Source organism: Marimonas arenosa, assembly GCF_030848945.1.
GTDB classification, from domain to species: domain Bacteria; phylum Pseudomonadota; class Alphaproteobacteria; order Rhodobacterales; family Rhodobacteraceae; genus Marimonas; species Marimonas arenosa.
The window spans coordinates 212,123-238,176 of sequence record NZ_JANHAX010000004.1; the positions used below are offsets into that span (position 1 = coordinate 212,123).

The 26,054-nt window shown below is 64.3% G+C and carries 22 protein-coding genes; 17 read left to right on the forward strand and 5 right to left on the reverse strand.

What is annotated here, in order from left to right:
• The first annotated feature begins 61 nt into the window (after nucleotides 1–61).
• The 9 genes from NO357_RS14365 (at nucleotide 62) to NO357_RS14405 (ending at nucleotide 12,862) form a co-directional block, all read left to right on the forward strand.
• Entirely contained in the window at nucleotides 62–1,651 is a 1,590-nt protein-coding gene (locus NO357_RS14365; protein WP_306736386.1) for an ABC transporter substrate-binding protein, read from the forward strand.
• Nucleotide 1,652: 1 nt separating this feature from the next.
• Nucleotides 1,653–2,609: an ABC transporter permease gene (locus tag NO357_RS14370; protein WP_306736387.1), complete on the forward strand. Its 957-nt coding sequence runs from the start codon at nucleotides 1,653–1,655 to the stop codon at nucleotides 2,607–2,609.
• Nucleotides 2,609–3,424, forward strand: coding sequence for an ABC transporter permease (locus tag NO357_RS14375; protein WP_306736533.1), 816 nt, complete (start codon nucleotides 2,609–2,611; stop codon nucleotides 3,422–3,424). Before NO357_RS14370 ends, NO357_RS14375 begins: the two co-directional genes overlap by 1 nt.
• On the forward strand, nucleotides 3,421–5,061 hold the full coding sequence (locus tag NO357_RS14380; protein WP_306736388.1) for an ABC transporter ATP-binding protein: 1,641 nt from the start codon (nucleotides 3,421–3,423) through the stop codon (nucleotides 5,059–5,061). Before NO357_RS14375 ends, NO357_RS14380 begins: the two co-directional genes overlap by 4 nt.
• Nucleotides 5,062–5,196: 135 nt before the next feature.
• On the forward strand, nucleotides 5,197–6,549 hold the full coding sequence (locus NO357_RS14385) for an alginate export family protein (protein WP_306736389.1): 1,353 nt from the start codon (nucleotides 5,197–5,199) through the stop codon (nucleotides 6,547–6,549).
• The gene (locus NO357_RS14390) at nucleotides 6,530–7,867 is read left to right on the forward strand and encodes a serine hydrolase domain-containing protein (protein ID WP_306736390.1); all 1,338 of its coding nucleotides are present in this window, start codon (nucleotides 6,530–6,532) and stop codon (nucleotides 7,865–7,867) included. The genes NO357_RS14385 and NO357_RS14390 overlap by 20 nt, the downstream gene beginning before the upstream one ends.
• 336 nt (nucleotides 7,868–8,203) lie before the next feature.
• Nucleotides 8,204–10,885: a bifunctional acetate--CoA ligase family protein/GNAT family N-acetyltransferase gene (locus tag NO357_RS14395; RefSeq protein WP_306736391.1), complete on the forward strand. Its 2,682-nt coding sequence runs from the start codon at nucleotides 8,204–8,206 to the stop codon at nucleotides 10,883–10,885.
• Between the two features lie 25 nt (nucleotides 10,886–10,910).
• A complete protein-coding gene (locus NO357_RS14400; RefSeq protein ID WP_306736392.1) occupies nucleotides 10,911–11,828 on the forward strand; it encodes a histone deacetylase family protein in 918 nt (305 codons plus the stop codon).
• A gap of 146 nt (nucleotides 11,829–11,974) precedes the next feature.
• Entirely contained in the window at nucleotides 11,975–12,862 is an 888-nt protein-coding gene (locus NO357_RS14405; RefSeq protein ID WP_306736393.1) for a cation diffusion facilitator family transporter, read from the forward strand.
• A 111-nt stretch (nucleotides 12,863–12,973) separates the two neighbouring features.
• Here NO357_RS14405 and NO357_RS14410 read toward each other — a convergent pair whose 3' ends face one another.
• Nucleotides 12,974–13,477, reverse strand: a complete 504-nt coding sequence (locus tag NO357_RS14410) for a P-loop nucleotide/nucleoside kinase family protein (RefSeq protein ID WP_306736394.1) — start codon at nucleotides 13,475–13,477, stop codon at nucleotides 12,974–12,976.
• A gap of 288 nt (nucleotides 13,478–13,765) precedes the next feature.
• Between NO357_RS14410 and NO357_RS14415 the strand changes: the two genes are divergently transcribed.
• Entirely contained in the window at nucleotides 13,766–14,602 is an 837-nt protein-coding gene (locus tag NO357_RS14415; protein WP_306736534.1) for an alkaline phosphatase family protein, read from the forward strand.
• 276 nt (nucleotides 14,603–14,878) lie between these two features.
• On the opposite strand, the gene NO357_RS14420 is transcribed toward NO357_RS14415, so the two are convergent.
• From NO357_RS14420 to NO357_RS14430, 3 genes are all read right to left on the reverse strand, one after another.
• Nucleotides 14,879–15,934, reverse strand: a complete 1,056-nt coding sequence (locus NO357_RS14420; protein WP_306736395.1) for a proline racemase family protein — start codon at nucleotides 15,932–15,934, stop codon at nucleotides 14,879–14,881.
• 134 nt (nucleotides 15,935–16,068) lie between these two features.
• Nucleotides 16,069–16,746, reverse strand: coding sequence for a M50 family metallopeptidase (locus NO357_RS14425; RefSeq protein ID WP_306736396.1), 678 nt, complete (start codon nucleotides 16,744–16,746; stop codon nucleotides 16,069–16,071).
• The gene (locus tag NO357_RS14430; RefSeq protein ID WP_306736398.1) at nucleotides 16,743–17,735 is read right to left on the reverse strand and encodes an AraC family transcriptional regulator ligand-binding domain-containing protein; all 993 of its coding nucleotides are present in this window, start codon (nucleotides 17,733–17,735) and stop codon (nucleotides 16,743–16,745) included. The genes NO357_RS14425 and NO357_RS14430 overlap by 4 nt, the downstream gene beginning before the upstream one ends.
• A 213-nt stretch (nucleotides 17,736–17,948) precedes the next feature.
• On the opposite strand from NO357_RS14430, the gene NO357_RS14435 reads away from it, so the two are divergent.
• Nucleotides 17,949–18,410 (forward strand): (2Fe-2S)-binding protein, encoded by a 462-nt coding sequence (locus tag NO357_RS14435; protein WP_306736399.1) that lies wholly within the window; start codon nucleotides 17,949–17,951, stop codon nucleotides 18,408–18,410.
• The gene (locus NO357_RS14440; RefSeq protein WP_306736400.1) at nucleotides 18,410–20,650 is read left to right on the forward strand and encodes a xanthine dehydrogenase family protein molybdopterin-binding subunit; all 2,241 of its coding nucleotides are present in this window, start codon (nucleotides 18,410–18,412) and stop codon (nucleotides 20,648–20,650) included. Before NO357_RS14435 ends, NO357_RS14440 begins: the two co-directional genes overlap by 1 nt.
• 107 nt (nucleotides 20,651–20,757) lie before the next feature.
• On the opposite strand, the gene NO357_RS14445 is transcribed toward NO357_RS14440, so the two are convergent.
• A complete protein-coding gene (locus NO357_RS14445; protein WP_306736402.1) occupies nucleotides 20,758–21,174 on the reverse strand; it encodes a VOC family protein in 417 nt (138 codons plus the stop codon).
• Nucleotides 21,175–21,439: 265 nt separating this feature from the next.
• On the opposite strand from NO357_RS14445, the gene ybgC reads away from it, so the two are divergent.
• The 5 genes from ybgC (at nucleotide 21,440) to tolB (ending at nucleotide 25,671) form a co-directional block, all read left to right on the forward strand.
• Entirely contained in the window at nucleotides 21,440–21,823 is a 384-nt protein-coding gene (gene ybgC / locus NO357_RS14450; protein WP_306736403.1) for a tol-pal system-associated acyl-CoA thioesterase, read from the forward strand.
• 257 nt (nucleotides 21,824–22,080) lie between these two features.
• Nucleotides 22,081–22,776: a protein TolQ gene (tolQ, locus tag NO357_RS14455; RefSeq protein ID WP_306736404.1), complete on the forward strand. Its 696-nt coding sequence runs from the start codon at nucleotides 22,081–22,083 to the stop codon at nucleotides 22,774–22,776.
• A 3-nt stretch (nucleotides 22,777–22,779) separates the two neighbouring features.
• A complete protein-coding gene (tolR, locus tag NO357_RS14460; protein WP_306736405.1) occupies nucleotides 22,780–23,253 on the forward strand; it encodes a protein TolR in 474 nt (157 codons plus the stop codon).
• 7 nt (nucleotides 23,254–23,260) lie between these two features.
• A complete protein-coding gene (tolA, locus tag NO357_RS14465) occupies nucleotides 23,261–24,346 on the forward strand; it encodes a cell envelope integrity protein TolA (RefSeq protein WP_306736406.1) in 1,086 nt (361 codons plus the stop codon).
• A complete protein-coding gene (gene tolB, locus NO357_RS14470) occupies nucleotides 24,346–25,671 on the forward strand; it encodes a Tol-Pal system beta propeller repeat protein TolB (protein WP_306736535.1) in 1,326 nt (441 codons plus the stop codon). Before tolA ends, tolB begins: the two co-directional genes overlap by 1 nt.
• The last annotated feature ends 383 nt before the right edge of the window (nucleotides 25,672–26,054 follow it).

The window sequence follows — 26,054 nt, forward strand, 5'->3', positions numbered from 1 at the left end:
ACAATCAATAACGCAGGGCTGATGAACGGCCTTTCGGAGAAAACACATCAGGGAGAAGATGATGACAGATCGAAAAGATCAGCTTGACTATCTGAAGGTGCGCGCGGCGATGGGGCGGATGTCGCGCCGGGAGTTTTTTGGCCGCACGGCGGCGCTGGGCCTGACGGCGGGTATGGCGAACATGCTTCTGGCCGACGCGGTGCAGGCCGCCGGGCCGCAGAATGGCGGCACCATCAAGGTGGGTGTGAATGGCAGCGGTTCGGCTGACAGCCTTGATCCGGCCCTGTCGGCCAACCAGGGCCAGACGCTGGTTACGCGCATGTGGGGTGAACCATTGCTGGAGCTTGCAGTGGGCAACACGATCGAACCGGTTCTGGCCGAGAGCTACTCGTCCTCGCCGGACGCAAAGGTTTGGACCTTCAAAATTCGGTCGGGTGTGACGTTCTCGAACGGCAAGACGATGACGGCAGACGATGTACTGGCCACGATGGAGCGCCATTCGGGGGACGAGACCAAGTCCGGTGCGCTGGGCATCATGCGCGGCATCGCCTCGATGAAAGTCGAGGGCGACAGCTTTATCATCGAGCTGGAGCAGCCCAACGCTGACCTGCCTTACCTGATGACGGATTATCACCTGCTCATTCAGCCGAATGGGGGCAATGACGATCCGACGGCGGCTGTCGGCACCGGGCCGTATGTACTCAAATCGGCCGAGCCGGGTGTGCGCTTCGTGTTCGAGAAGAACGAGAGCTACTGGAGAGATGGCGGTAATGCAGGCACCATCGAGCTGATCGTGATCAACGACGACACGGCGCGCGTGGCTGCGCTTCAGTCGGGTCAGGTGGACATTATCAACCGCGTGCCGCCGCGCACGGCGAGCCTGGTCGACCGGGCACCGAACATCACGGTGCACAAGGCGTCGGGCCCGGGCCATTACGTGTTCATCGCGCACCGCGATACGGATCCGTTCTCGGACAACGATGTGATGCTGGCGCTGAAATGGGGCATGAACCGTCAGGAGATGGTCGACAAGATCCTCTTCGGCTACGGCTCGGTGGGCAACGACACGCCGATCAACGCCTCCTACCCGCTGTTCACGGAAATGCCGCAGCGCGAGTACGACCCTGAAAAAGCCGCGCATCATTGGAAGAAGTCGGGCCGAACGGACCCTGTTTTGCTGCGCACCTCCGACAACTCGTTCCCGAGCGCGCCTGACGCGGCGGCGCTGTTCCAGCAATCGCTGGCACAGGCGGGCATTCCGCTTGAAGTCAAGCGCGAGCCCAATGACGGCTACTGGTCGGAAGTGTGGAACAAGCAGCCGTTCTGCACCAGCTACTGGAGCGGCCGCCCGGTTCAGGACCAGATGTATTCGACGGCCTACCTGTCGACGGCAGACTGGAACGACACCCGGTTCAAGAACGAGAAATTCGACCAGCTGCTCATTGCGGCGCGGGCCGAGCTGGATGAAGCCAAGCGCAAGCAGATGTATGCCGATATGGGCATGATCCTGCACAACGAAGGCGGGTTGATCTGCCCGATGTTCAACGACTTCCTCGATGCTTCGACCGACCGTGTCGCGGGCTGGGGCGAGTCGGCGGGCTTTGGCCTGATGAACTATTACGCTCCGATCAAGATGTGGGTCGCCGCCTGACATGGGGCCCGCGTTAAAACTTGTTGCCCAGCGCCTTGCGCTGGGCGTCCTGCTGCTTTTTCTTGTGTCGATCCTGATCTTCGTCGGCACGCTGATCTTGCCCGGGGACGTGGCGCAATCGATCCTGGGCCAGTCGGCCACGCCCGAGGCGCTGGCCAACCTGCGCGAGGAGCTGGGGCTGAACGAGCCGGCGTTGACCCGCTATTTCGACTGGCTGGGCGGGGTTTTGACCGGCGACCTGGGCACCGCGCTGACCAACGGCATGGATATTGCCGAGGCGCTGGGCACGCGGCTTGGGAATACGCTGTTCCTGGCCTTCTGGGCGGCGGTGATCTCGGTGCCGCTGGCGATTTTCCTCGGCCTGCTGGCGGTACGTTACCGCGACCGCTGGCCGGACAAGCTGATCTCGGCGGTGACGCTGTCGACGATTTCGATCCCGGAATTCCTGATCGGTTACGTTCTGATGTATTTCGTCGGCGTGAAACTGGGCTGGGCGCCGACCGTGTCGACGATCTATGACTCGATGAGCCTGGGCGAGAAGCTGAACGCCATCGCGCTGCCGGTTGCGGTGCTGACGCTGGTGGTGCTGGCGCACATGATGCGGATGACGCGCGCCGCGATTCTCAACGTGATGCAGTCAGCCTATGTCGAGACGGCCGAGCTGAAGGGCCTGACGATGTTCAAGATCATCTGGCGGCACGCCTTTCCCAACTCGATCGCGCCGGTGGTCAACGTGGTGATGCTGAACCTCGCGTACCTGGTGGTGGGTGTCGTCGTGGTCGAGGTGGTCTTTACCTATCCCGGCATGGGCCAATACCTGGTCGATCACGTCAGCAAGCGTGACCTGCCGGTGGTGCAGGCCTGCGGCCTGATCTTCGCCGCGGTCTATATCGGGCTCAACATGCTGGCCGATATCATTTCGATCTTGTCCAACCCGAGATTGAGGCACCCGAAATGATCAAGAACATTCCTTTCGCGGCGGCCGTCGGGCTGTTTTTCACCACAATCTATTTCTTCGTGGCGATCTTCGCACAGTGGATCGCGCCCTATGGCATGGCCGAGGTCGTGGGCGGGGTCTGGGAGCCTGCGTCGTCCAAGCATTGGCTGGGGACCGACAATATCGGGCGCGACCTGCTGACCCGGATGATCTATGGCGGGCAGACGACGATCTTCATCGCCACGGCGGCGACGATCCTGAGCTTTTCCACCGGTTCGGTGCTGGGGTTCCTGGCCGCCGTGCTGGGCGGTTGGGCCGACCAGGCGCTGTCGCGGTTTGTCGATCTGGTGATGTCGATCCCGTCGCTGATCCTGGCGCTGGTGATCCTGTCGGTCACTCCGGTGACAGTGCCGGTGCTGATCGTGGTGATGGGGTTTCTGGACAGCACCCGGGTGTTCCGGCTGGCCCGGGCCGTGGCGGTGGACATCAACGTGATGGATTACGTCGAGGCCGCGAAACTGCGCGGTGAAGGCCGCAGCTGGATCATCTTCCGAGAGATCCTGCCCAACGCGCTGTCGCCGCTGGTGGCCGAGATGGGGCTGCGCTTCATCTTCATGGTGCTGTTCATTTCGACGCTTTCGTTCCTTGGCCTGGGCGTGCAGCCACCGATGGCCGACTGGGGCGGCATCGTGAAAGAAAACAAGGACGGGATCGTCTATGGCATCGGCGCGGCGCTGTGGCCGGCAGTGGCGATTGCCACGCTGGCGATTTCCGTCAACCTGGTGGCCGACTGGATCCTAAACCGCACCACCAGCCTGAAAGGGGGGCGGGGATGAGCGAAGACAAGCTTCTGAAAGTCCGTGGCTTGAAGATCGGGGCCACCGTCTATCCGCCGAACGAGAGGCCGCATGACATCGAGATCGTCCACGGTGTCGATTTCGACCTGGAAGGCGGCAAGGTGCTGGGTCTGATTGGCGAATCCGGGGCCGGCAAGTCGACCATCGGGTTGGCGACCATGGCGTACGGGCGCGGCGGGGTGAAAATCACCGGTGGCGAGGTCTGGCTGAATGGCCGCGAGATCCTCAACGCATCCCGCAAGGACGTGCGGCGTCTGCGCGGGCTTGAGGTGACATATGTCAGCCAGTCGGCGGCGGCGAGTTTCAATCCGGCTAAGAAGATCATGGACCAGGTGGTCGAGGCGAGTGTCGAGAAGGGTAAGTTTTCGCGCAAGGAGGCCGAGCGGCGGGCGGTGGAGTTGTTTGCCAAGCTGGGCCTGCCCGAACCGGAGACGATCGGCAACCGCTATCCGCACCAGGTGTCGGGAGGGCAGTTGCAAAGGTGCATGACCGCGCTGGCACTGTGCCCGGAACCGGACATGGTGGTGTTCGACGAACCCACCACGGCGCTGGACGTGACGACCCAGATCGACGTGCTGATGGCGATCAAGGAGGCGATCCGCGATACCGGCGTGGCGGCGCTCTATATCACCCATGACCTGGCGGTGGTGGCGCAGGTTTCCGACGACATCATGGTGCTGAAGATGGGCGACATGGTGGAGTATGGCCCCGTCCAGCAGATCATCGAAGCGCCGCAGGAGGACTATACCCGCGCGCTGGTGTCGGTCCGGTCGATCGACCACAAGGAAAAACCGCCGACCCCGGAGCCGGTGCTGAAGGTCGAGAATATCAAGGCGCGCTACAAGGGCACCAAGTTCGACGTGCTGAGCGATGTCAGCGTCGAGCTGCACCCGGGCCAGACCCTGGCCGTGGTCGGCGAAAGCGGTTCCGGCAAGTCGACGCTGGCGCGGGTGATCACCGGGTTGTTGCCGCCGCGCGAAGGACGGATCGAATTTGCCGGGCGGACGCTGTCGCCGGATCTGCCCAGCCGTTCGAAGGAGGACCTGCGCGAGCTGCAGATGATCTATCAGATGGCAGATGTGGCGATGAACCCGCGGCAGACGGTGGGCACGATCATTGGCCGGCCGCTGGAATTCTATTTCGGTCTGAAGGGCGCGGAACGGCGCAAGCGGGTGATCGAGCTTCTCGACGAGATCGAGATGGGGGTCGAGTTCATCGATCGCTATCCGGCGGAATTGTCGGGCGGGCAGAAGCAGCGGGTCTGCATCGCCCGGGCGCTGGCGGCGAAACCGAAAATGATCATCTGCGACGAGGTCACGAGCGCGCTCGATCCGCTGGTGGCGGACGGCATTCTGAAACTGCTGCTGAACCTGCAAAAAATAGAGGATGTCGCCTATTTATTCATCACCCATGACCTGGCGACGGTGAAGGCGATCGCGGATTCCATTGCCGTGATGTACCAGGGCCGGGTCGTGCGCTACGGCTCGAAAAGTGAGGTGCTGAGCCCACCGTTCGACGACTACACCGACCTGCTGCTGAGCTCGGTTCCGGAGATGAAACTGGGCTGGCTGGAAGAGGTGATCGCGAGCCGTAAAATGGAGAGCGCCGGAAACTGATCCAGACCGGGACTTCTCGCGTAGTTGTTAGTTTGACTGCAGATCAGAAACGGAATGGTGGGTATCTCGACGCGACTTTTCAGCGCCCTCTGTCTGTGTGCCGTGTTCGGAACACCGGCGCAATCGCAGGACAGGATGGTGGTGTGGCAGGGCGATGGCCTGACGGTACGGTCGCATTTCCAGGGCGGTATCAACCTGGTGAGCGAAGGCAACCTGTTCTGGAACTTCGCCGATACAGCCGCGCCGGGATCGGGCTATGACTCGGATACGAACTGGGCCGAGTTCTACATCAAGCCGGGACTGAGTTTCGAGAACTTGCTGGATGGCGGCGACGTATTCTATGGCAAGCTGTCGGGGGTGGTGTCTTACACAATGGGCACCGATGCCTATGCCGCCGGCGACACCGGGCGGGCGACGCTGGAAGAGGCCTATCTGGGGTATCGCACGACATCGGCGAACGGGACACGGTTCGATTTCTCGCTCGGTCCACGCGAGCTGAAGCTCGGCACCGGGATGCTGATCGCCAACGGCGGATCGAGCGGGTTCGAGCGCGGGGCACTGAAATTCGGGCCGCGCAAGGCGTGGGAGATGGCGGCGATTGCCAAGCTGTCGCAGGGCGGGTTCACCGGGACCATGTTCTATATCGACCCGAACGAAAACCCGTCGAGCGACAATGACAACCGACTGGCCGGCCTTGACCTGCGCTTTGACGGCGCAGGCGGCGGATATCAGGGCCTGACCTTTGTGAAGGTTCTGAAATCCGGATCGCCCTATGTGCAGGCCGCCGCGGGCGGTATCGGCGCGCCGACGATCCTGCCGGGCGCGCGCGAGGGCACCAATGCACTGAGCTACTACGGCCGCACCGGCAAGCTGGGCGGCGGGTTCGAGAATGCGTTCTTCGCGCTCGACATGGCGTATCAATGGAACGACCGGGTCAACCTCAGGGCTTGGGCCGGGCGGGTGCAAGCGGGCTATACTTTCACCGATCTGCCGTGGTCGCCGACCTTGAGCTATGGTTTCCAGACCTTTTCGGGTGACGATCCCAATACCGCGCGGCTGGAACGGTTCGACCCGCTCTACTACGAGGGCTCGCCCAGTTCCTGGGCGACGGGATCGAAATCGTCGATGGTGTTCATCAATTCCAACGTGAAAGCCCATAACCTGACGCTGCGGCTGAAACCGTCGCCGAAGGACACGATCACCTTCCGCTATGCCCATATCCGCGCCAACGAGCTTCTGAGCCCGATTCAGTTCGGGCAAGGCACCCGGGTGGTGCTGGCGAACGGGGTACCTTTGGTGATTTCGGGCGTGACGGGCGCGCATCTTGCGGATGATTTCTTTCTCGAATACAGCCGCATCATCAACCGCAACACGTTTCTGACGGCGGGCGTGAGCCTGTCGAAACCCGGCACCGGGATCACCGGGGCCGTTGGCGGAAGCGTGCCAAACTGGACGGGAGGATTTGTGAATGTCGTTTTCAATTTCTAAGGCGACCGCGTTGGCGGCCGGGTTCGTTGCCGTGCTGGCCTTGCCAGGCGGTGCGATGGCGCAGGGCAAGCCGCTGTCGGCGGCCGAGTCCGATCCGACGGTTCTGGGCTGGATGGAAGGGTTTCCACCGCCGGCCGACAAGCTGATCACGCAGCCGGATTCGAACTATTTCAGCTTTCCGAAGCTGCGCTGGTCGGTCTGCCACCTGCGCGAGTTCCTACCCACCGAGGAAATCAGCCGCGGCCTCGGCGCGCCGGTTGCGCTGGACTATCCGACGCCCGCCGAATTCGCCCAAATGGCGCGCGAGATCGATGCTCTGACCTTCATGCCCATCGGCGGCACCGAGCCGATGACCTGGGAAGACTCGCTTTACGCCAACTACACCGACGGCATGCTGATCCTGCACAAGGGGCAGGTTGTCTATGAACGCTACTTTGGCTGTCTCGAAGAGGACGGCAAGCACGCCATCATGTCGATGACGAAGTCGATCACCGGCCTTCTGGGCGAGATCCTGGTGGCCGATGGGGTGCTGGATGACAGCCTGCTGGTGCGCGACGTGATCCCAGAGATCGGCGAGAGCGCCTTTGCCAGCGCCACGGTGCGGCAGGTGATGGATATGACCACGGGGGTTCAGTATTCCGAGAACTACTCGGACCCCAATGCCGATATCTGGGTCTATTCCCGCGCCGCCAGCCCGCTGCCCAAGCCCGAGGGTTATGACGGGCCCGACGGATACTGGGAATACTTGCAGCAGGTCAAGCCCGAGGGCAATCATGGCGACGCCTTCCACTACAAGACGATCAATTCCGACATGCTGGGCTGGATGATCAGCCGGGTGACCGGCAAGGCGGTGACCGAGCTCGCCTCGGAACGGCTGTGGCGGCCGATGGGCGCCGAGCAGGACGCCTATCAGACGGTCGATGGCAAGGGTGTGCCTTTTGCCGGCGGAGGTGTGACCGCGGGGTTGCGTGACCTGGGGCGGCTGGGGATGCTGATGCTGAACGGCGGCGAGATCAACGGCGAGCGGCTTTTCCCGCAAGCGGTGGTCGAGAAGATCGCGGCAGGCGGCGATCCGTCGAAATTCCACGGCTTCGCGACTATTCCGAACGGCAGCTACACGAGCCAGTGGTGGGTGTTCCACAACGACAACGGCGCCTATGCCGCGCGCGGCGTGCATGGGCAGACGATCTATGTCGATCCGACGGCCGAGATGGTTCTGGTGCGGCTGGCCTCGTTCCCGCGGGCACAGAACGGTTTCATCGATCCGACCTCGCTGCCGGCCTATCAGGCGGTGGCCGATTACCTGATGTCGAAGTGAAGGCGGCTGGGTCCAGCGAAAGCAATCCGTGAGGGGGACGCCGTAAGCACCCATCGCGGGTTCCCGTATCGCGGTGGACAAGGCGGTATTCGGGAGGATCCGTAGAGGCATCACCGTGACGAGAACGCGGATGGCGAAACCGGTCTATCCTGACGCCTGTGTCGTACTCGCGGCGAAGGGTGTTCTGCGGCATTTATGTCCCGCACCGGACGGTGGTTTGCGTTGCGGCGGTTGGGCCGAGACTTGATCTGCCGCAAGGTCAGCGGCCGCGCGTCATGTATTTTGCACATGCAGCATGATAGGATTATGCTGCAGCATGACATGAGGCGGTGACCGATGTTCCAACGTCCCCTTGAAGCCCTGTTCAATCCCACTGGTATTGCGGTGTTCGGCGCCAGTGAATCGCCGACCAGCGTTGGGTCGAAAGTCCACGCCAACCTGGTGGACGGAACGTTCGAGGGACCGGTGGTGCCGGTCAATCCGAAATATGACAGCGTGCGCGGGCAGGTCTGCTACGACAAGATCGCCGAGGTGCCTGAAAAGATTGACCTGGCCGTGATTGCGACGCCGGCGAAGACCATCCCCGGCATTATCAAGGAACTGGGCGCGGCCGGGGTGGGCGCGGCGATCGTGCTGTCGGCAGGGTTCCGCGAGGCCGGCGAGGACGGCAAGGCGCTCGAGGCGAAGTTGGTCGAGGCGGCGCGCAAGGCGGGCGTGCGCTTCCTGGGGCCGAACTGCGTCGGTCTGGTGCGGCCCTGGTGGGGCATGAATGCGACCTTTCTCAATTCCGACACCCCGCCCGGGCGGTTGGCGATTGTGTCGCAGTCCGGCGCCTTGTGTTCGGCGATTTCCGATTATGCCGGCCCGCATCACCTGGGGTTTTCGGCGGTTGTGTCGCTGGGCAATTCGACCAACGTGGATTTCGGCGACGTGCTGCAATTTCTTGCGACCGACCCGAAAACCGATTCAATCCTGCTCTATGTCGAGGGGATCAACAACGCGCCGACCTTCCTGAGCGCGCTGCGGATCGCGGCGCGGTCGAAGCCGGTGATCGTGTTGAAATCGGGTCGGCATGTGCAGAGTTCGAAAGCGGCCAATACCCATACCGGGGCGCTGATTGGGTCGGACGCGGTGTTCGACGCGGCCCTGTCGCGGTCGGGCGCGGTGCGGGCCAATACCTTCGGACAGCTGTTCGCCGCCGCGGAAATCCTGTCGGCGAACAAACGCACCGGGGGCAAGCGGCTGGGGATCGTGACCAACGGCGGTGGCGCCGGGGTGCTGGCGGCCGACCGGGCCGGTGATCTGGGTCTCGACGTGGCCGATATTTCCGACAAGACGCGGGCGGCGCTCGACGCGATTCTGCCGCCCTACTGGAGCCGGGGCAATCCGGTGGATATCCTGGGCGATGCCTCGGCCGAGGCCTATGGCACGGCGGTGAAAGCCTGCTTCGAGGACAAGGGGCTTGACGGGGTGCTAGTGATGCTGACGCCGCAGGCGATGACCGATGCCAGTGCGGTGGCCGAGGCGGTGGTTGCGGCGGTACCAAAACGCGGGCGCAAGCCCGTGCTGGCCTGTTGGATGGGCGAGACATCGGTAGCGGCAGGTCGACGGTATCTGAGCGAGAACGGCATTCCCGATTTCCACACCCCCGAGCGCGCCGTCGAGGCGTTTTCCTACCTGGCGCAGCATTTCCGGCACCAGCGGCTGGCGCTGGAAGTGCCGGGGCCGATGACCGATGTCACCGAGCCCGACCTGGTGGGGGCACGGATGATCATCGACACCGCGCTGCGCGAGGGCCGCGGGATGCTCAACGATATCGAGAGCAAGGCGGTACTGCGGGCGTTCCGGATCCCCACCAACATGACCATCGAAGCCGACAGCGCCGGCGATGCGCTGGTGGCGGCGGAGACGGTCGGTTTTCCGGTCGCGATGAAAATCCTGAGCCCGCAGATCAGCCACAAATCCGACGTCGGCGGAGTGATGTTGGGGCTGATGAACGCGGCTGACGTGATGCAGGCCTATCGCGAGATCACCGAGCGGGCCAAGGCGCTGCGGCCCGAGGCGGTGATCGAGGGCGTGACGGTCGAGCAGATGGCGCAGGTTGACGACGCCCGCGAGCTGGTGGTGGGCGCGAGCCGCGACCCGGTGTTCGGGCCGGTGATCATGTTCGGCGCCGGCGGCACGATGGTGGAGATTTTGCGCGATAACGCGGTGGCGCTGCCGCCCCTGAACGCGGTGCTGGCGAACCGGCTGATCGACCGGACCAAGGTGGCGCGGCTGCTCGATGCCTTCCGTGATCGCCACGCGGTCAAGCGCGAAGCGGTGGTCGAGGTGCTGCTGAGGGTCTCGGACATGATCTGCGAACTGCCCGAGATCACCGAGCTTGACCTCAACCCGCTGTTCGCCGGACCCGAGGGCGTGTTGTGTGTCGACGCGCGGATCGCGATCAAGCGGCCGCCGAGCAAGGACGGGCCGTATGATCACATGGCGATCCGGCCCTATCCGCGGCACCTGGTGCGCGAGGATCACCTCAGCGACGGGCGGCTGCTGACGATTCGGCCGATCCGGCCCGAGGATGCCGAAAGCGAAGCCGGTTTCGTGCGAGACCTGTCGCCGCAGGCCAAGCGGTTCCGGTTCATGGGCACGATCAATGAATTGAGTCCGGAGATGCTGGCGCGGTTCACCCAGATCGACTATCGCGCCGAAATGGCACTGGTGGCGCTGGTGGGTGAAGAGGGGGCGCAGGAGCAGATCGGGGTGGCGCGTTATGCCATCAATCCCGATCGGCGGAGCTGTGAGTTCGCCATCGTGGTCAGCGACAAGGTCCAGCACCAGGGCATCGGCACGCGGCTGATGAAGGCACTGATGGAGGCCGCGCGCGACCACGGATTGGCGGTGATCGAAGGCACGGTGCTGAAAGAGAACGGGCCGATGCTGCACCTGATGGAAGAGTTGGGCTTCACCATCGAGCGGGCGCCGGAGGATCCCGAGATCATGGCAGTGCATCGCGAACTGTAATGCCGCGGTGGCGGGAGGAGACGACATGCTGGCCTATATCACCCATGCCGAGTGCCATGCGCACGACACCGGTTCGTTACATCCCGACCAGCCCGAGCGGCTGTCGGCGATCGACAACCAGCTGATCATGTCGGGTCTCGATTTCGTGGTCCGCTATCACGACGCACCGCTGGTCGAGCGGGCGCAGCTGGAACGTGTGCATGACAAGGCGTATCTCGACCGGATCTACGCGGTGGATGCCTCGGCTGGGCCGGTCGAGATCGACGGCGATACAGTGATGTCGCCGGGCACGCTGCGGGCTGCCGAGCGCGCGGCGGGGGCTGGGGTTCTCGCGGTCGACCTGGTGATGGCGGGCGAGGCGCATGCGGTCTTCTGCGCGGTAAGGCCGCCGGGGCATCATGCCGAACGCGGCCAGGCCATGGGATTCTGCCTGTTCGACAACATCGCGGTGGCGGCGGCGCATGCGCTGGAGGCGCACGGGCTGTCGCGCGTCGCGATCGTCGATTTCGACGTGCATCACGGCAATGGCACAGAGGACATCTTCAAAGCAGACCCGCGGGTGCTGTTCTGTTCCTCTTTCCAGCACCCGTTCTATCCCTTTACCGGCCACGAAAAGGAAACCGCGAACCTGGTCGACGTGCCGCTGAGCGCGGGGGCCGGGGGCGATGAATTCCGCGAGGCGGTACGCGAGCACTGGCTGCCGGCGCTGGAGGCGTTCAAACCGGAATTCCTGTTCATCTCGGCCGGGTTCGACGCCCATGTTGCCGACGACATGTCGCATCTGCGGCTGACTGACAATGATTACCGCTGGGTCACGGAACGACTGGTCGAGGTGGCGAAGACCCATGCCGGCGGACGCATCGTGTCGATGCTTGAGGGCGGATACGAACCGGCGGCGCTGGCGCGCAGCGTGGTGGCGCACATCAATGTGTTGATCGGATAAACGGCCGGCGGGTCTGCGGGTGTCCCACCCGTTGCGTCAGCTTTTTGCCCTTGGGGTTGCCAAGCGAGGCAAAAGGCATCGGGATGAGGGCGTTGGCGTGCAACTTGACCTTGCAGCCGGGCCGGGCTTCCGAAAGATTGGGCGGAATGACGGACGTGATGAAAATTGCCTTCGGCAGCATCGTTGTCGGTGTCCTGGTGCTGGCGCTGAAGGCGCTGGCCTGGTGGATGACCGGCTCGATCGCGCTGATGTCGGATGCGATGGAAAGCATCGTCAACGTGGCCACCGCAGTGGCGGCGCTGATCGCCATCCGGGTGGCGGCGCTGCCGGCCGACCACAACCACCCGTTCGGCCACCACAAGGCCGAGTTCATGAGCGCGGTGCTTGAAGGTGTGCTGATCATCATCGCGGCGCTGTTCATCCTGCGCGAGGCGGTGCAGGGGTTCCTGGTGCCGAAGGTGCTCGACGCGCCGCTGGAGGGGCTGGCGGTCAACGTGCTGGCCAATTTGTTGAATGGGATCTGGTGCTGGGTGCTGATCCGGCGCGGGCGGGCGTTGCGCTCGCCGGCACTGGTGGCCGATGGCAAGCACCTGCTGAGCGACGTGGTGTCCTCGGTCGGGGTGACCACGGGGGTGCTGCTGGCGATCGTGACCGGTTGGGCGGTGCTCGACCCGGCGCTGGCGGCGCTGGTGGCGGTGAACATCCTGTGGTCGGGCTGGAAAGTGGTGACAGCCTCGCTGAGCGGGCTGATGGACGAGGCGGTGCCGGAAGGGGAGCTGGAGTTGATCCGGACCATAATCGCCGAGGCCGCCGAGGGGGCGATAGAGGCGCATGACCTGAAAACTCGGCAAGCAGGCCAGGCGACCTTCATCGAGTTCCACCTCGTGGTGGACGGGCAGGCGACGGTCACGCAGGCGCATGACATCTGCGACCGGATCGAAAAGGCGCTGAAAGCGCAGGTGCCGGATGCGCGGATCACCATTCATGTCGAACCCGACGACAAGGCCAAGCATTCGGGGGTGCTGGTACTATGAGTCGGGTTTGCGGGTCGGGGGTTTCACCGGTCGCACCCGGCGGCGCGCAAGTCTGCTCGGCAGAGCGAAGCCGCCCTCGGTCGGTCTCGGTCTAGAGACTGTCGACGCGGCTTATCGTGTATCATCCGGACCGTGCCGCACGATGTTGAATCCCTCACCGGTGGACGGGACCACGAAGTGTTCGGAAAGTTGCCGGAACTGCTCATCCGTTACGACAAATGGATGTTCGCCGCCCGCATTCCGGGCTCGGAGCCGGGCGATGCATACCTCGTCCGGGACATCCAGGTAATGCAGCCGATGAGCGACATTCGCCGCCTGGATTATTCCGCGCATCCATGTTCGGCTGGCCAGCGTATTCGCGGGGAAATCCAAAACGACCGAGACCCCTGACTTCAGCAAAGACGCTACATGCGGCCCCATGGTATTCCGCAACTTGGCAGCGCAACGCGCATAGTCTGAAATCGACGACATCTCATCGGAAAAAAGCGCTGACAGCCAATCATCTTCGGCAATGACGACCGTTCCCGGCGATTGCCCAAGCTTGCGGGTCAGCGTCGATTTGCCAGAGGCGACCTTGCCGCACACGAGGTGCAGCGTTGGCGATGATCGAGACATGAAAGATACCTTTCTAGGTGCTTGGCGCACATCAGACATTCAGGAAGCATACATCCGGCCCGACCGTCAGGCCGGGAAGGTAATTCGGATTCTGTAGCGGCGGCTCTGAACCTGAACAACGGTATTCATGAGCGTTTGATGACACGCTTGGGTTCGGGAGTCTATGTCTGCGATGGGCTCGGACCGGGCAATGACCAGCAGACCGTTTGCGTGGCAGTTTCTTCGCCAATTGCCACTCTGGCGCACGCCGCCGGGATGTTGTTCAATCACGAAAAGACGGAGGGTGCGTTGGATCGAAAATTTCTGCTGATCATTCTCGACGGGGTGCCGCTGGGGAATTTCAGGCGGCTGTTCGGTAACCTGGAAGGCTGGGTCGACAGCGGTGAGGCGCAGCGTTGGGTGCATCGCGCGGTGCTGCCGTCGATCTCGGCCAGTTGCTATGCTTCGATGCACACCGGCGTCAGCCCGCAGGTGCATGGCTGCACCGGCAACGGCAACGTGTTTCGCGTGGCGCAGCCGGACGTGTTTGCCCAGGTGCGCAAGGCCGGTGGCGTGACCGGGGCGGTGGCGCATTCCTTCTGGTCCGAGTTTTTCAACCGGGCGCCGTTCGATCTTGTGCGCGACATCGAATATGACGAGCCCGACAGCGATACGATCAATCACGGCCGGTTCCACACCATGACGGGATACGGTTTGATCAACCAGATGACGCCGTCGGACGTGGACCTGTTTGCGACGCTGACCATGCTGTGCCAGAGATATGGGCTGAACTACGGCATGCTGCACACCTGCACGCTCGACAGCATGGGGCATCGGTTCTTTCATGAGTGTCAGGAGATGGACCACGCCTGCGCGGTGATGGACGAGATGCTGGCGCCGTTCATCCCGAAATGGCGGGCGATGGGCTATGAGGTGATCGTGACGGCCGATCACGGCCAGGATGAGCGCGGGCATCACGGCGGCCGCAGCGACCTGCAGCAGTTGACTGCGATGTATTATTTCGGGCCGGCGCAGGGGCCGGAGCGAGATGCGGAGATCGACCAGTTGCAGCTGGCGCCAACGATCCTGTCGCGGCTGGGGGCGGAGATCGCAGGCTCCATGACGGGCGCGGTGTTCTTGACGTGACGGCCGTCCCCGGGGCACGCCGCCCACCCCGTCGCGCCCCGGGGCTTGATGCGCATGCCGGGCCGACGCGCGGGCGGTGCGGTCACGACAGTGAGTATTTGCGCCAAGAAAGAGACAGAGCCGGGTTCATGACCGGCACTTGGTGCTCTTTCTTGGCCAGAATACTCATATTGGAACCGCCGCGGTGGATCAGCGGAGTCCTGGCAAGACAGGGCCATGCCCAAGACCGACGCGCGTGGCGCGAAAGCGGGACGCAAGGAAATACGGGAGCGTCCCTTATCCCCAGAGATCGGACAAGGTGAAGCCGCCGCCGAAGGGATCGGTGGGGTCGATCATGTAATTGGCCATGCCGGTGATCCAGGCCTGTCCCGACAGAGAGGGCACGATCGCGGGGTAGGGGCCGATCCGGGTTTCGCGCAGGATGCGGCCGGTGAAGGTGGTGCCCATCGGACCTTCGTTGACATAGTCCGCGCCGGGGGCGAGCAAGCCGCGGGCGTGCAGGCAGGCCATCTTGGCGCAGGTGCCGGTGCCGCAGGGGGAGCGGTCGAGCACCCCAGTGAGCGCGTGCGGTTTTTCGGGGTTGAAGGCACCGGACGAGACGGTGACCGCGGATTTGCCGTGGGCCTGAGGCAATGTGGCCGGGCCGGTCAGTTGCGAGATCGTGGGGCCGGTGATGCCGGGCTGGTCGGGGTGGCTGACCGGCAGCTGTTCGGCCGCGGCGTGGCGCAGCGCTTCGGACACCCGGACCATGTCGGCACCGGTGTCGGGCGCGATCTCGAGCCCGAACTGGGCGGCCTCGGCAATCACGTAGAACATGCCGCCCCAGGCAATGTCGACCCGGGCGGTGCCGAGCCCCGGCACTTCGAGCTCGGCGTCGAGATGGACGGCGAAACCGGGGACGTTTTCGATCGTGACGCGGGTGACCTTGCCGTCCGCGCAGTCGGCGCGCACCCGGACCAGGCCCGCGGGGGCTTCGAGAGTTAGTTCGGTGACCGGTTCGACCATCGGCAGGAGGCCGGTTTCCAGCAGCACGGTGACGGTGCAGATCGTATTGGAGCCCGACATCGGCGGATACTCGGTCTGCTCCATGATGATGAAACCGGCGTCGGCGGCGGGGTCGCACGGTGGCACGATGGCATTGCAGCACAGCGCCGGATAGCCGCGCGGCTCGCGCAGCATGACGAGGCGGATGTCGTCGCGGTGCTCTTCCAGCCAGCGCATCTTGTCATAGACGGAGGCACCGGGGATATGTGGCAGGCCGGCGGTGATGACGCGCCCGGGCTCGCCTTCGGCATGGGCGTCGACGGCGGTGATGACGGAAGAAATACGCATGTGGGACCTCGGGGCGTCTTCGGATGTCGCGCGCCACGCCGGGTGTCTCGCGCGCTGCGAGCCCGAGTGGCAAGACCTGTCTAGCGCAGCGCGTCTGCAAGGTGCAATCCGGCCCCGGGTCTTGCTTATGGGGGTCAGCCGCGCAGAGCCGCCCGGCGACTGCGGGACAGGGTCAGGCGCAGTGCCAGGGCGATTACCCAGAGGCTGAGGAACAGCCAAAGGATGCCCCATACGATGGTAAGCCCGCCGAACTCTTCGGCCATCAGGCGCGCGTCCGAGCGTTGGTCAGCGCGTTCCAGCGTGTCGGAGAAGATGTCGAGCGGGACATAGATCATCGACGTTAGCCCGATCAGCCGCAGCAGCAGGTCGCAGGCGGCATGGCCGAGCCAGCTGGCAGTGATGAGCAGTACCGTTCCCGAGGTGACGGTGAAGGCCAGGGCGAAGCCGTCGCGGATGTAGAACGCGGCCACCAGCAATAGCAGCCCGCCGAGACCCGCCGTCACCCAGCGGTCGGCGCGGCTGCTCAGGGCGGTGAGAAAGATCGCCAGCCCGATCAGCAGCGAACCGAGATAGCCGGAGCTGAGGATCAGGAACCGGTTGCCGCCGCGCGACAGCACCATGCCGCCCTGGTGTGGCGTCAATGTCAGTGCCTCGGGCGAGCCGCCGGTGAGAAGAGCGGTCAAAAGATGCGAGAATTCGTGGAAGAACACGACCAGCATCTTGAGCGGCAACAGCATAGGTGTCGACCACAGCGCAATCACCGCGGCGGTCAGGAGCAACAGCGGCCAGATTTGGCGCAGCCCGGAGATCATGACAGCCTGGCGCGGGCTTCGCCGGGGGTCATGCCGGTCCAGCTTTGAAATGCGCGGTAGAAGGAGTTCGGGTCGCGGTAGGCCAGCAGGTAGGCGATTTCCTGCACGCTTTTGTCGGCCTGCCCGAGATAGTGCATCGACAGATCGGATCGGGTGCGCTCCAGCACCGCCTGGTAACTTTCACCTTCGTCCCGGAGGCGGCGCTGCAGCGAGCGGCGCGACATCGCGAGGCGGGTGCAGACCGTATCGATGCCGCAGTTGCCGGCCGGCAGGATATCGACGAGCACGCGGCGCACGCGTGCCGTCACCCGGGCGGCGGATTGGCGTTCATCAAGCTGCCGCCGGAGGCCGGCGGTGATCTGCCGGTACTGTGCGTCGTTGGCGAAGAGCATAGGGCGGCGCGCGTCCTCGGGCCGGAGGCGGATTTCGGCGACCGAGGCAGGCTGCGGAGCGGTGCCGAAGAAATCGATCAGTGCCTCGTCCAGCCGAGGGCCCGTCGGGGCGCCGACGGACAGCGGCACGATGGCGCCGCCGGTGAAGTTGCGACAGAGTTCGAGGAAGAACACCAGTTCGAACAGGGCAAATTGCGGCGAGGCGGTGATACCGGGCGGCGGCGACCAGCGCAGGGTGAGGCCGTCTGGCTCACGCGTGGCGGTCAGGGCGATGGGGGCGACAAGGGGCTTGAACAGGGCCAGGCGGGCGAATCCGGTTTCGACATCGGGACTGGCGGCAAAGCCCTGAATAGCCGGGATCATCGGGCCGCGGGCCATTGCGCGGCCGAGACGCAACGGCAGGTCGGGACGTTTGGCTTCGGCTTCGGCGGCCCGCCAGACCGCGAAGAACTGATCTGCGGTGACAGTCTGCCGGTCGTGTTCGAGCAGGTCGGCCGGCAACCTGGCGCGGCGCAGGACCCGCGCCAGGTCGAGCCCGAGCGCGCGCGTGGCCTGGGTGATCTGGGGGCCGAGCGGATAGGTTTCGGAACTGCGCATCTGGTCCTGTCGCCAGTTTCGGGTTCGCCCCGGCCGCAGGGTCGTTGCGGTCGGCAGCCGGATGGCGCGATCGCACCGCGCGCAGCCGCGTGGCAGAGGGAATCTGGCACTGAATGCATGCGATTTGGCGTGAATTGCAAGTTTCAATTGTCACGATCCGGGCTAGATATCTCTAAGGGAAGCCGGGAAACGCGTCGAAAGAAAGGCGGGCTTATGCAGATTTTGGTCGATGGGGTGGCGCATGAGGTGGATGTCGAGGACGACATGCCGCTTCTGTGGGTGCTGCGGGATGAGCTGAGCATCCAGGGTGTCAAATACGGCTGCGGCATCGCGCAGTGCGGTGCCTGCACCGTTCATATCGACGGCGAGGCGGTGAAGTCCTGCCAGGTCGCGGCAGCCGACGTCTGGGGCGAGGTCACGACGATCGAGGGCCTCGGTCAGCCGGATGCGTTGCATGCGGTGCAGGAGGCGTGGATCGCACATCAGGTGGCGCAGTGCGGCTATTGCCAGAGCGGGCAGATCATGCTGGCCGCGGCCCTGCTGGCAGAAACGCCGGATCCGACGGAGGCGGAAATCGACGAGGCGATGGGCGCGAACCTGTGCCGCTGCGGCACCTATCCGCGTATCCGCGCGGCGGTGAAGACGGCCGCGGTCAAGCTGAAGGAGGCGTCGTAATGGGCAAGGTCGGCAAGATTGCGCGGCGGGCATTCCTGATCGGGTCGGCGGCGGTGGCCGGCGGCGTGGCCTTCGGCGTCTGGCGGGTCAAGACACCTTGGCCCAACCCGTTGGAACAGGGCCTGGCCGAGGGCGCGGCGACGTTCAACCCCTGGGTCCTGATCGATGCCGAGAAGGTCACGCTGATCACGCCGCATGCCGACAAGGGGCAGGGCGTGGCGCATGTTCAGGCGGCTCTGATCGCCGAGGAGATGGATATCGAGTTTGGCCAGTTCGAGATCAGTTTCGGACAGCCCGACAAGGCCTACTGGAACCGGGCGCTGGCCGCGGAAGGCGCGCCGTTCCTGGCGACGGACGAGGGTTTCACGGCGCAAACCGCGCGCGGCGCAATCGGCGGGCTGATAAAGCTGATCGGGTTGCAGATCACCGGCGGTTCGAGCGCGGTGCCGGACAGCTATGTCAAGCTGCGCGAGGCGGGCGCGATGGCGCGTGAGACCGTTAAGAAAGCCGCTTCCGAGAAGACCGGCTTGCCGGTTGCGGAGTTGAAGACCGCGCAGGGTGCGGTGCACCTGCCCGACGGCTCGACGCTGAGCTATACCGAGCTTGCGGGGATCGCCGCGGAGATCGCGCCGGTGACGGATGTCCGCCTGCGTGACAGATCGGACTGGAGGCTGCTGGGCAAACCGATGCAGCGGCTCGACATCGTGGCAAAATCAACCGGCACGCAGCGCTATGGCATCGACATCGATCTGCCCGGCATGGTGCACGCGGCCGTTCGGGTGAACCCGCGGCAGGGTGGGGCGCTGAACCGCTATGACGCCAGTGCCGCCGAGGGCATGCGCGGGGTTCAGAAGATCATCGAGGTGACGGGGGGTGTGGCCGCGGTCGCCGACAACACCTGGCGCGCTTTCCAGGCGGTCGAAGCCATCGACTGCGATTGGGGGCCCGCGCCTTACCCGGCGGAGCAGGAAGCTCATTGGGCGGCAGTGGCGGCCTCGTTCACCGAAGAGCGGCTCGACAGCACGTGGCGAGACGAGGGCGATGCGGGCGTGGCCACGGCGGACGGTACGGTGGAGGCGGAATATCGCGCGCCTTACCTGGCACATGCGCCGCTGGAGCCGTTGAATGCCACCGTGCGGGTGACGGAGACGGCGGTCGAGGTCTGGGCCGGGCAGCAGATTCCGCGACAACTGCAGGTGCTGGTGGCGGCGATCACCGGCCATGACGCCGATCAGGTGATCTTTCACAACCAGTTCATGGGCGGCAGTTTCGGGCACCGGCTGGAGTTCGAGCACGTCAAGCTGGCGGCCGAGATCGCCAACCAGATGCGGGGTGTGGCGGTGAAGTTGACGTATAGCCGCGAGGAAGATTTCGCCCATGACTTTCCGCGCCAGATCGGCATGGCGCGCGCCCGTGGCGCGGTGACGGGCGGTAAGGTCGAGGCGATCGACCTGCAGGTGGCAATGCCCTCGGTGACGGCGTCGCAGATGGGGCGGGCCGGACTGCCCGGCGGCGGGGCCGACAGCCAGATCGCGGCAGGGGTCTGGAACAACCCTTACGCGCTGCCGCATTTCCGGATGCGGGCGTATCGCGTGCCGGAACTGGCACCGGTGTCGAGTTGGCGTTCCGTCGGGGCGTCGGCAGGCGGGTTCTTTTTCGACTGCTTCCTCGACGAGTTGATCCATGTCGCCGGCGCCGATCCGATGGCGGAGCGGATCAGACTGATGGCGCATGACCCCAGCCGCAAGGTACTGGAGGCGGTGGCGGAGATGAGCGGCTGGGACGGCCCGCGCCCCGCCGCGGGCAAGGGCCGCGGCGTGGCCTTCGTGGAAAGCTTCGGGGTGCCCTGCGCCGAGGTGGTCGAGGTGAGCGTGGTGGACGGTGCGATCCGGATCGACAAGGTTTGGGTGGCGGCGGATGTGGGCGTGGTCCTCGACCCGGTGAATTTCGAGAACCTGGTTCAGGGCGGCGTGGTTTTCGGTCTTGCGCATGCGATGAATTGCGAGATCACTTACGCCGACGGAATGGCCGAGCAGAGTAACTACGACAGCTACGAGGGGATGCGGATCGGGCAATGCCCCGAGATCTTCGTGCGCGGGCTGGAGAACGGCGCGAAGATCCGCGGTATCGGCGAGCCGCCGGTGCCGCCGGCTGCCCCGGCGCTGGCCAACGCGATCTTCGCTGCCACGGGGAAGCGGCTCAGAGAGATGCCTTTCTCGAAATTCGTCGATTTCGCTTAGCGCCGCCAGCGGTCATTCGACGGTCGCTTGCCCAAGGTTCACTTCGAACCCACGATACCGAACTTCCGCGATGCGGCGAATGGCTTTTGCCGCCCGTGTAACCCGCGTTATCCGTCTCGTCCTGGTTCGTTCGGATCGCTGGAGAAAAGCGCGATCTTGTTGCCTTGAGGATCGCGAAGGTAGCCAACATAGAAGTGAGGTCCATAAGAGGCGCGAAAGCCCGGCTGGCCCTCGTCGGAACCGCCGGCGAAAAGCGCGGCGGCGTGAAGGTCACGAACCTGCTTTTGATTGCGCGCCTCGAACGCGACCATAGAACCGTTGCCAGCCGAGGCCGGACGTCCATCAAACGTAGGTTTAACGTAGAAGTCAGGCAGAATGGGAGACTGACCCGGTTGTACGGGCAGTGCGTAGCTTAGTCCCGCAGGCCCCCCCTTCAGTTCGTAACCAAGGGCTGGCAGGAACGCGGAATAAAACCGTTTCGCGCGCGCGATGTCATCCGCACCGACTGTGACGTAGGCAATCATGCTTCCTGTTTCTTTCCGGAAGTTTGGTCATTCAAATAGGAGTAGTATATTAATTCAAGCCAAGACAGAATTCGGCTGAACAAATGACGCCTCGTCGATCCCTAACGTCGACATTGGCGCAATTGCAGCGAAAGCTCACCTCGTCCCACTTAGCAGACAGTGCGGCGAAGCGCGGCGGAAGTCCGGTTCGGGACCGGGACCGCTGTGCCGCGGCAACGCTTCGAGCGGGCTTGCTGCCGGCGGTCTCCGGCCCTAGGTTGCCTCCATGATCTATCGTTTGCCGATCCGGGTTTACTATGAGGATACCGACATGGCCGGTATCGTCTATTACGCCAACTACCTGCGCTATATCGAGCGCGGCCGCAGCGAATGGGTGCGCGAGGTCGGGCTGGACCAGAACCGGATGAAGGACGAAGACGGCATCGTCTTCGCCGTCCGCAGGGTCGAGGCCGACTACCTGGCGCCGGCGCGGCTGGATGACGAACTGGTGGTCGAGACCTGGGTGGAAAGCCTCAAGCCGGTGCGCATGGTGATGGGCCAGGAGGTCAAGCGCGGCAGTGAGGTGCTGTTCCGGGCAATGGTGACGGTGATCTGCATGACGCTTGGGGGCAAACCGGTGCGGCTGCCGAAATGGCAGGAGCCGGGCTAGGGCATCCGGCCAGGCCACCGCGTCACCGGTTTTCGGCGACGGGCGCGAAACGTGTACATGCGGTATGCTTCCCGTCTCATGCCTGTCCCGGGGCAACAAGCGAGACGCTCTGGCAAGCGGAAAATCGCTGTTGTGGTGGGCCGGATGGCGCTTCACCCCGATTTGAGCCAGATTCCGTTGGTTTTCCCCTTCCGATCGGGTAATTTGCCTGCAAAGAAGGCTGGCAAACGGCTCTCAACGAAAAAACGAGCAGGCAGATGGAAACAGAAACACTGGCCCTGGCGCAGGAGATCGATTTCTCCCTGTGGGCCCTATTCGCGCGCGCCACGCTGACCGTTAAACTGGTGATGGTCCTGCTGATTGTCGCCTCGTTCTGGTCATGGTCGATAATCATCCAGAAACTGATCAATTACCGCAAGGCGCGGGCCGAGGCGGACCGGTTCGACCGTGTCTTCTGGTCGGGTGAACCGCTGGACGGGCTGTTCGAGGAGATCGGCGCCAGCCCGCAGGGACAGTCCCAGAAGGTGTTCGCCGCCGGTATGATCGAGTGGCGCCGGTCGCACAAGCCGACCGGCGAGCTGATCATGGGGGCACAGGCGCGGATCGACCGCAGCATGGACGTGGCCATCGCCAAGGAGGCGGAAAGCCTGCAGAAGGGGCTGCCGGTGCTGGCGACGGTCGGCTCCACCGCGCCGTTCGTTGGGCTGTTCGGGACGGTGGTGGGGATCATGAATTCCTTCATCGAGATTGCTCAGCAGCAGAACACCAATCTTGCCGTGGTGGCGCCGGGGATCGCCGAGGCGCTGCTGGCGACGGGGCTGGGCCTGTTGGCGGCGATCCCGGCGGTGATTTTCTACAACAAGCTCAGCGCCGACGGTGACCGGATCATCGCGGGCTACGAGGCTTTTGCAGACGAGTTTTCCACCATCCTCAGCCGCCAGCTGGATTCCTGAGCCATGGGAGCAGGCGTGATCAAACCCGCCCATGCGGGATCGAGCCGCCGCCGCAGAGGCGGACGGGTGCAGCCGATGAGCGAGATCAACGTCACGCCGTTTGTCGACGTGATGCTGGTGTTGCTGATCATTTTCATGGTGGCAGCGCCGCTGATGACGGTGGGGGTGCCGGTGGAACTGCCCAAGACGGCGGCCAACGCGCTGCCCAGCGAAGCCGAGGAGCCGCTGACGGTGACTGTGACGTCGGACGGCATGGTGCTGGTGCAGACCACGGAAGTGCCACGCGATCAGTTGCTGGCCAAGCTGCGGGCGATTGCCGCCGAGCGGGCGAGCGACCGGGTATTCCTGCGCGCCGACGGGGCGGTGCCCTATGCCGACGTGGTCCAGGTGATGGGGGCGCTCAATCGTGGCGGCTTCTCGAATATCGGGCTGGTAACGGATACCGGCGGACCCGCCCTGGACGAGACCCAGAACTGACACAGTCATGAACACGGGGCAGGTCATATCCGGGCTGGGGCACATCGGCCTGATTGGCTGGATGCTGTTCGGCGGCAATTTCCGGTCCGAGCCGCTGCCTTTCGACGTGACCGACGTCACGGTGATCAGCGAAGCCGAGTTCGAGGCGATGCTGGCCGGCAACAATGCGCCCGACACGGTAACCGACGTGGCGGTGCCGGCCGCGCCCGAGCCCGAGGTGCCGCCGGCCCCGGCGGTGGCACCGGCACAAGATCCGGCGCCCGAGCAGGTTGAGCCGGAGGTGGCCGAGACGCCGCCGCCGGAGGCGCCGCCGGCGCCAGTGCTCCCTGCACCGGAACCGCTGCCGCAACAGGTCGAGGACCAACCGCCCGAGGTCGTGCCACCGCCCGATGAGGAGGTGGCCGCGCTGGTGCCCGAGCGCAGCCCGGAGCCGCAGGTGCGACCGGTGCCCCGGGTGGCCCCCGAGCCGGTGGCCCAGCCGCCCGAGCCCGAAGCGCAGCCCGATCCGGCGGTGCGCGAAGAGACCAGCGATGCGCCGGCCGAGCAACAGCGCCCGGAGGAGGAGGCCACGGCCCCGCCGGAGGCGGTGACCGAGATCACGCCCGAGGCCGATGCTCCGGTGAGCGCGGCCCCGGCGACGTCGGTGCGCCCCAAGGTTCGCCCGAACCGCCCGGCCGCACCGGCCCCGCCAGACACCACGACCACGGCGGTGAACACTGCCCTGGCCGAAGCCCTGGGCGGCGAAAGCGGTGGTGGCAGCTCGGGTGCCGGCAGCGATCCGTTGACCCAGGGCGAAAAGGATGGGCTGATCCTCGCCATCAAGCAATGCTGGTCTGTCGACCCCTACGCCGCATCGGGTAAGGTGACGGTGGTAGTAAAAGTGGAACTCAACCGCGATGGCAGCATCGCCGCCACGCCGAGATTCCTCAGCGCCAGCGGCGGCGATCAGGCAGCGATCGATGTTGCATTTCGCAATGCCCGCACGGCGGTGATATCCTGCGGTCGGCGGGGTTTTGATCTGCCAGAGGAGAAATACGAGCGATGGCGCGAGATCGAAATCACGTTCAACCCGGAGAAAATGAGGCTGGAATGATGATCAGGTGGGTTTTGGCAGCGGTTCTGACACTGGGAGTGTGGCATGTGGCCGGCAGCGCGCAGGCACAGAACGGGCCACTCAGGATCGAGATTACCGACGGGGTGCAGGAGCCGCTGCCTTACGCAGTGCCCGATTTCGTCCCGGAAACTCCGGCCGCGGGGCAGATGGCGCAGGAGATTGCCCGGGTCGTGGCCGACGACCTGAACGGCACCGGGCTGTTTCGCGAGATCGGCAAGGACGCCTTCATCAGCCAGATCACCAGTTTCTCGAGCCCGGTTCAGTTCGCCGACTGGAAGGCGATCAATGCCCAGGCATTGATTACCGGGGCGGTGGCGGTGAACGGCGGCAACGTCACCGTCAAATTCCGGGTCTGGGACGTGTTCGCCGGCCAGGAGCTGGGCCAGGGGCTGCAATTTGCCGGCACCACGGATGGCTGGCGACGGATGGCGCACAAGGTGGCGGATGCGGTCTATTCGCGCATCACCGGCGAGGGCGCCTATTTCGACAGCCGGGTGGTCTTCGTCAGCGAATCCGGCCCCAAGGACGACCGCAAGAAGCGGCTGGCGATCATGGATTACGACGGTGCCAACGTGCAGTATTTGACCGACTCGCGGTCGATCGTGCTCAATCCGCGGTTTTCACCCACCGGCGACCGGGTGCTCTATACCAGCTTTGAAAGCGGCTTCCCGCGGATCCACGTGCTCGACGTCGCCAATGTCGGCCGCCGGGTGTTGCAGAGCGAAGAGGGTACGATGAGCTTCGGCTCACGATTCAGCCCGGATGGGCAGAAGGTCGTGTTCTCGTTGGAATCAGGAGGCAACACCGACCTCCATGTCATGGACATCGCCAGTGGTAACAAGACCCGGCTGACCTCGGCGCCGTCAATCGAGACCTCGCCCTCCTTTGCGCCGGACGGCAGCCGGATCGTGTTCGAAAGCGACCGTTCGGGGTCGCGACAACTCTACGTGATGCCGTCAGGCGGCGGTGAGGCCCAGCGGATCAGTTTCGGTCCCGGCAACTACGGCACGCCGGTCTGGAGCCCGCGCGGCGATCTGATCGCTTTCACCAAGCAGCACAAGGGGCGGTTCCATATCGGGGTGATGCGCACCGATGGTTCGGGCGAGCGGCTGTTGACGGCATCGTTCCTGGAGGAAGGACCAACCTGGAGCCCGAACGGCCGGGTGATCATGTTCACCCGCGAAACCCAGGGCGCGCAGGGGCAGGCGAGTTTGTATATGGTCGACATTACCGGCCGGTCGCTGAAGAAGGTCCGCACCCCGGGCGGTGCGTCGGACCCGAGCTGGTCGCCGTTGCAGCGGTAGGACAGGCGAAGAGCAGTCTTTCGCTGTGCAGTCCGAGACGGCCCGCTTTGCGGGGGAGGCGGACCTTCGCCGCTCACCAATTTGAGGTCCGCTTTGCGGACGAACCCGCCTGTTGCCGATGCAGCGACACCTGCCTCGGGGTCTCGATCATGTCTCGAAGTAGTTTGCAGCGCTGCAGCAAAGTTTCCCGAAAGCGGACATTCACAGCATGTCAGATCGGCCAGATTCAAACCGGCCGTTCGCTGCTCCCGTGTCTGATGTCTCACATGCGGACAAAGCTGCCATTCATATGTCGAAGGTTGGTAACTCCGGTCGCGCCATGGCATCATCAAAACATAGCCATCTGGAACCGCATGTGGTCGTCAATGAAGTAAATCAAAGAA

Coding starts and splice junctions, on each gene's coding strand:
- NO357_RS14365 (WP_306736386.1), top strand. CDS start 62: ATGACAGATCGAAAAGATCAGCTTGACTATCTGAAGGTGCGCGCGGCG.
- NO357_RS14370 (WP_306736387.1), top strand. CDS start 1,653: ATGGGGCCCGCGTTAAAACTTGTTGCCCAGCGCCTTGCGCTGGGCGTC.
- NO357_RS14380 (WP_306736388.1), top strand. CDS start 3,421: ATGAGCGAAGACAAGCTTCTGAAAGTCCGTGGCTTGAAGATCGGGGCC.
- NO357_RS14385 (WP_306736389.1), top strand. CDS start 5,197: ATGGTGGTGTGGCAGGGCGATGGCCTGACGGTACGGTCGCATTTCCAG.
- NO357_RS14390 (WP_306736390.1), top strand. CDS start 6,530: ATGTCGTTTTCAATTTCTAAGGCGACCGCGTTGGCGGCCGGGTTCGTT.
- NO357_RS14395 (WP_306736391.1), top strand. CDS start 8,204: ATGTTCCAACGTCCCCTTGAAGCCCTGTTCAATCCCACTGGTATTGCG.
- NO357_RS14400 (WP_306736392.1), top strand. CDS start 10,911: ATGCTGGCCTATATCACCCATGCCGAGTGCCATGCGCACGACACCGGT.
- NO357_RS14405 (WP_306736393.1), top strand. CDS start 11,975: ATGACGGACGTGATGAAAATTGCCTTCGGCAGCATCGTTGTCGGTGTC.
- NO357_RS14410 (WP_306736394.1), bottom strand. CDS start 13,477: ATGTCTCGATCATCGCCAACGCTGCACCTCGTGTGCGGCAAGGTCGCC.
- NO357_RS14420 (WP_306736395.1), bottom strand. CDS start 15,934: ATGCGTATTTCTTCCGTCATCACCGCCGTCGACGCCCATGCCGAAGGC.
- NO357_RS14425 (WP_306736396.1), bottom strand. CDS start 16,746: ATGATCTCCGGGCTGCGCCAAATCTGGCCGCTGTTGCTCCTGACCGCC.
- NO357_RS14430 (WP_306736398.1), bottom strand. CDS start 17,735: ATGCGCAGTTCCGAAACCTATCCGCTCGGCCCCCAGATCACCCAGGCC.
- NO357_RS14435 (WP_306736399.1), top strand. CDS start 17,949: ATGCAGATTTTGGTCGATGGGGTGGCGCATGAGGTGGATGTCGAGGAC.
- NO357_RS14440 (WP_306736400.1), top strand. CDS start 18,410: ATGGGCAAGGTCGGCAAGATTGCGCGGCGGGCATTCCTGATCGGGTCG.
- NO357_RS14445 (WP_306736402.1), bottom strand. CDS start 21,174: ATGATTGCCTACGTCACAGTCGGTGCGGATGACATCGCGCGCGCGAAA.
- ybgC (WP_306736403.1), top strand. CDS start 21,440: ATGATCTATCGTTTGCCGATCCGGGTTTACTATGAGGATACCGACATG.
- tolQ (WP_306736404.1), top strand. CDS start 22,081: ATGGAAACAGAAACACTGGCCCTGGCGCAGGAGATCGATTTCTCCCTG.
- tolR (WP_306736405.1), top strand. CDS start 22,780: ATGGGAGCAGGCGTGATCAAACCCGCCCATGCGGGATCGAGCCGCCGC.
- tolA (WP_306736406.1), top strand. CDS start 23,261: ATGAACACGGGGCAGGTCATATCCGGGCTGGGGCACATCGGCCTGATT.
- tolB (WP_306736535.1), top strand. CDS start 24,346: ATGATCAGGTGGGTTTTGGCAGCGGTTCTGACACTGGGAGTGTGGCAT.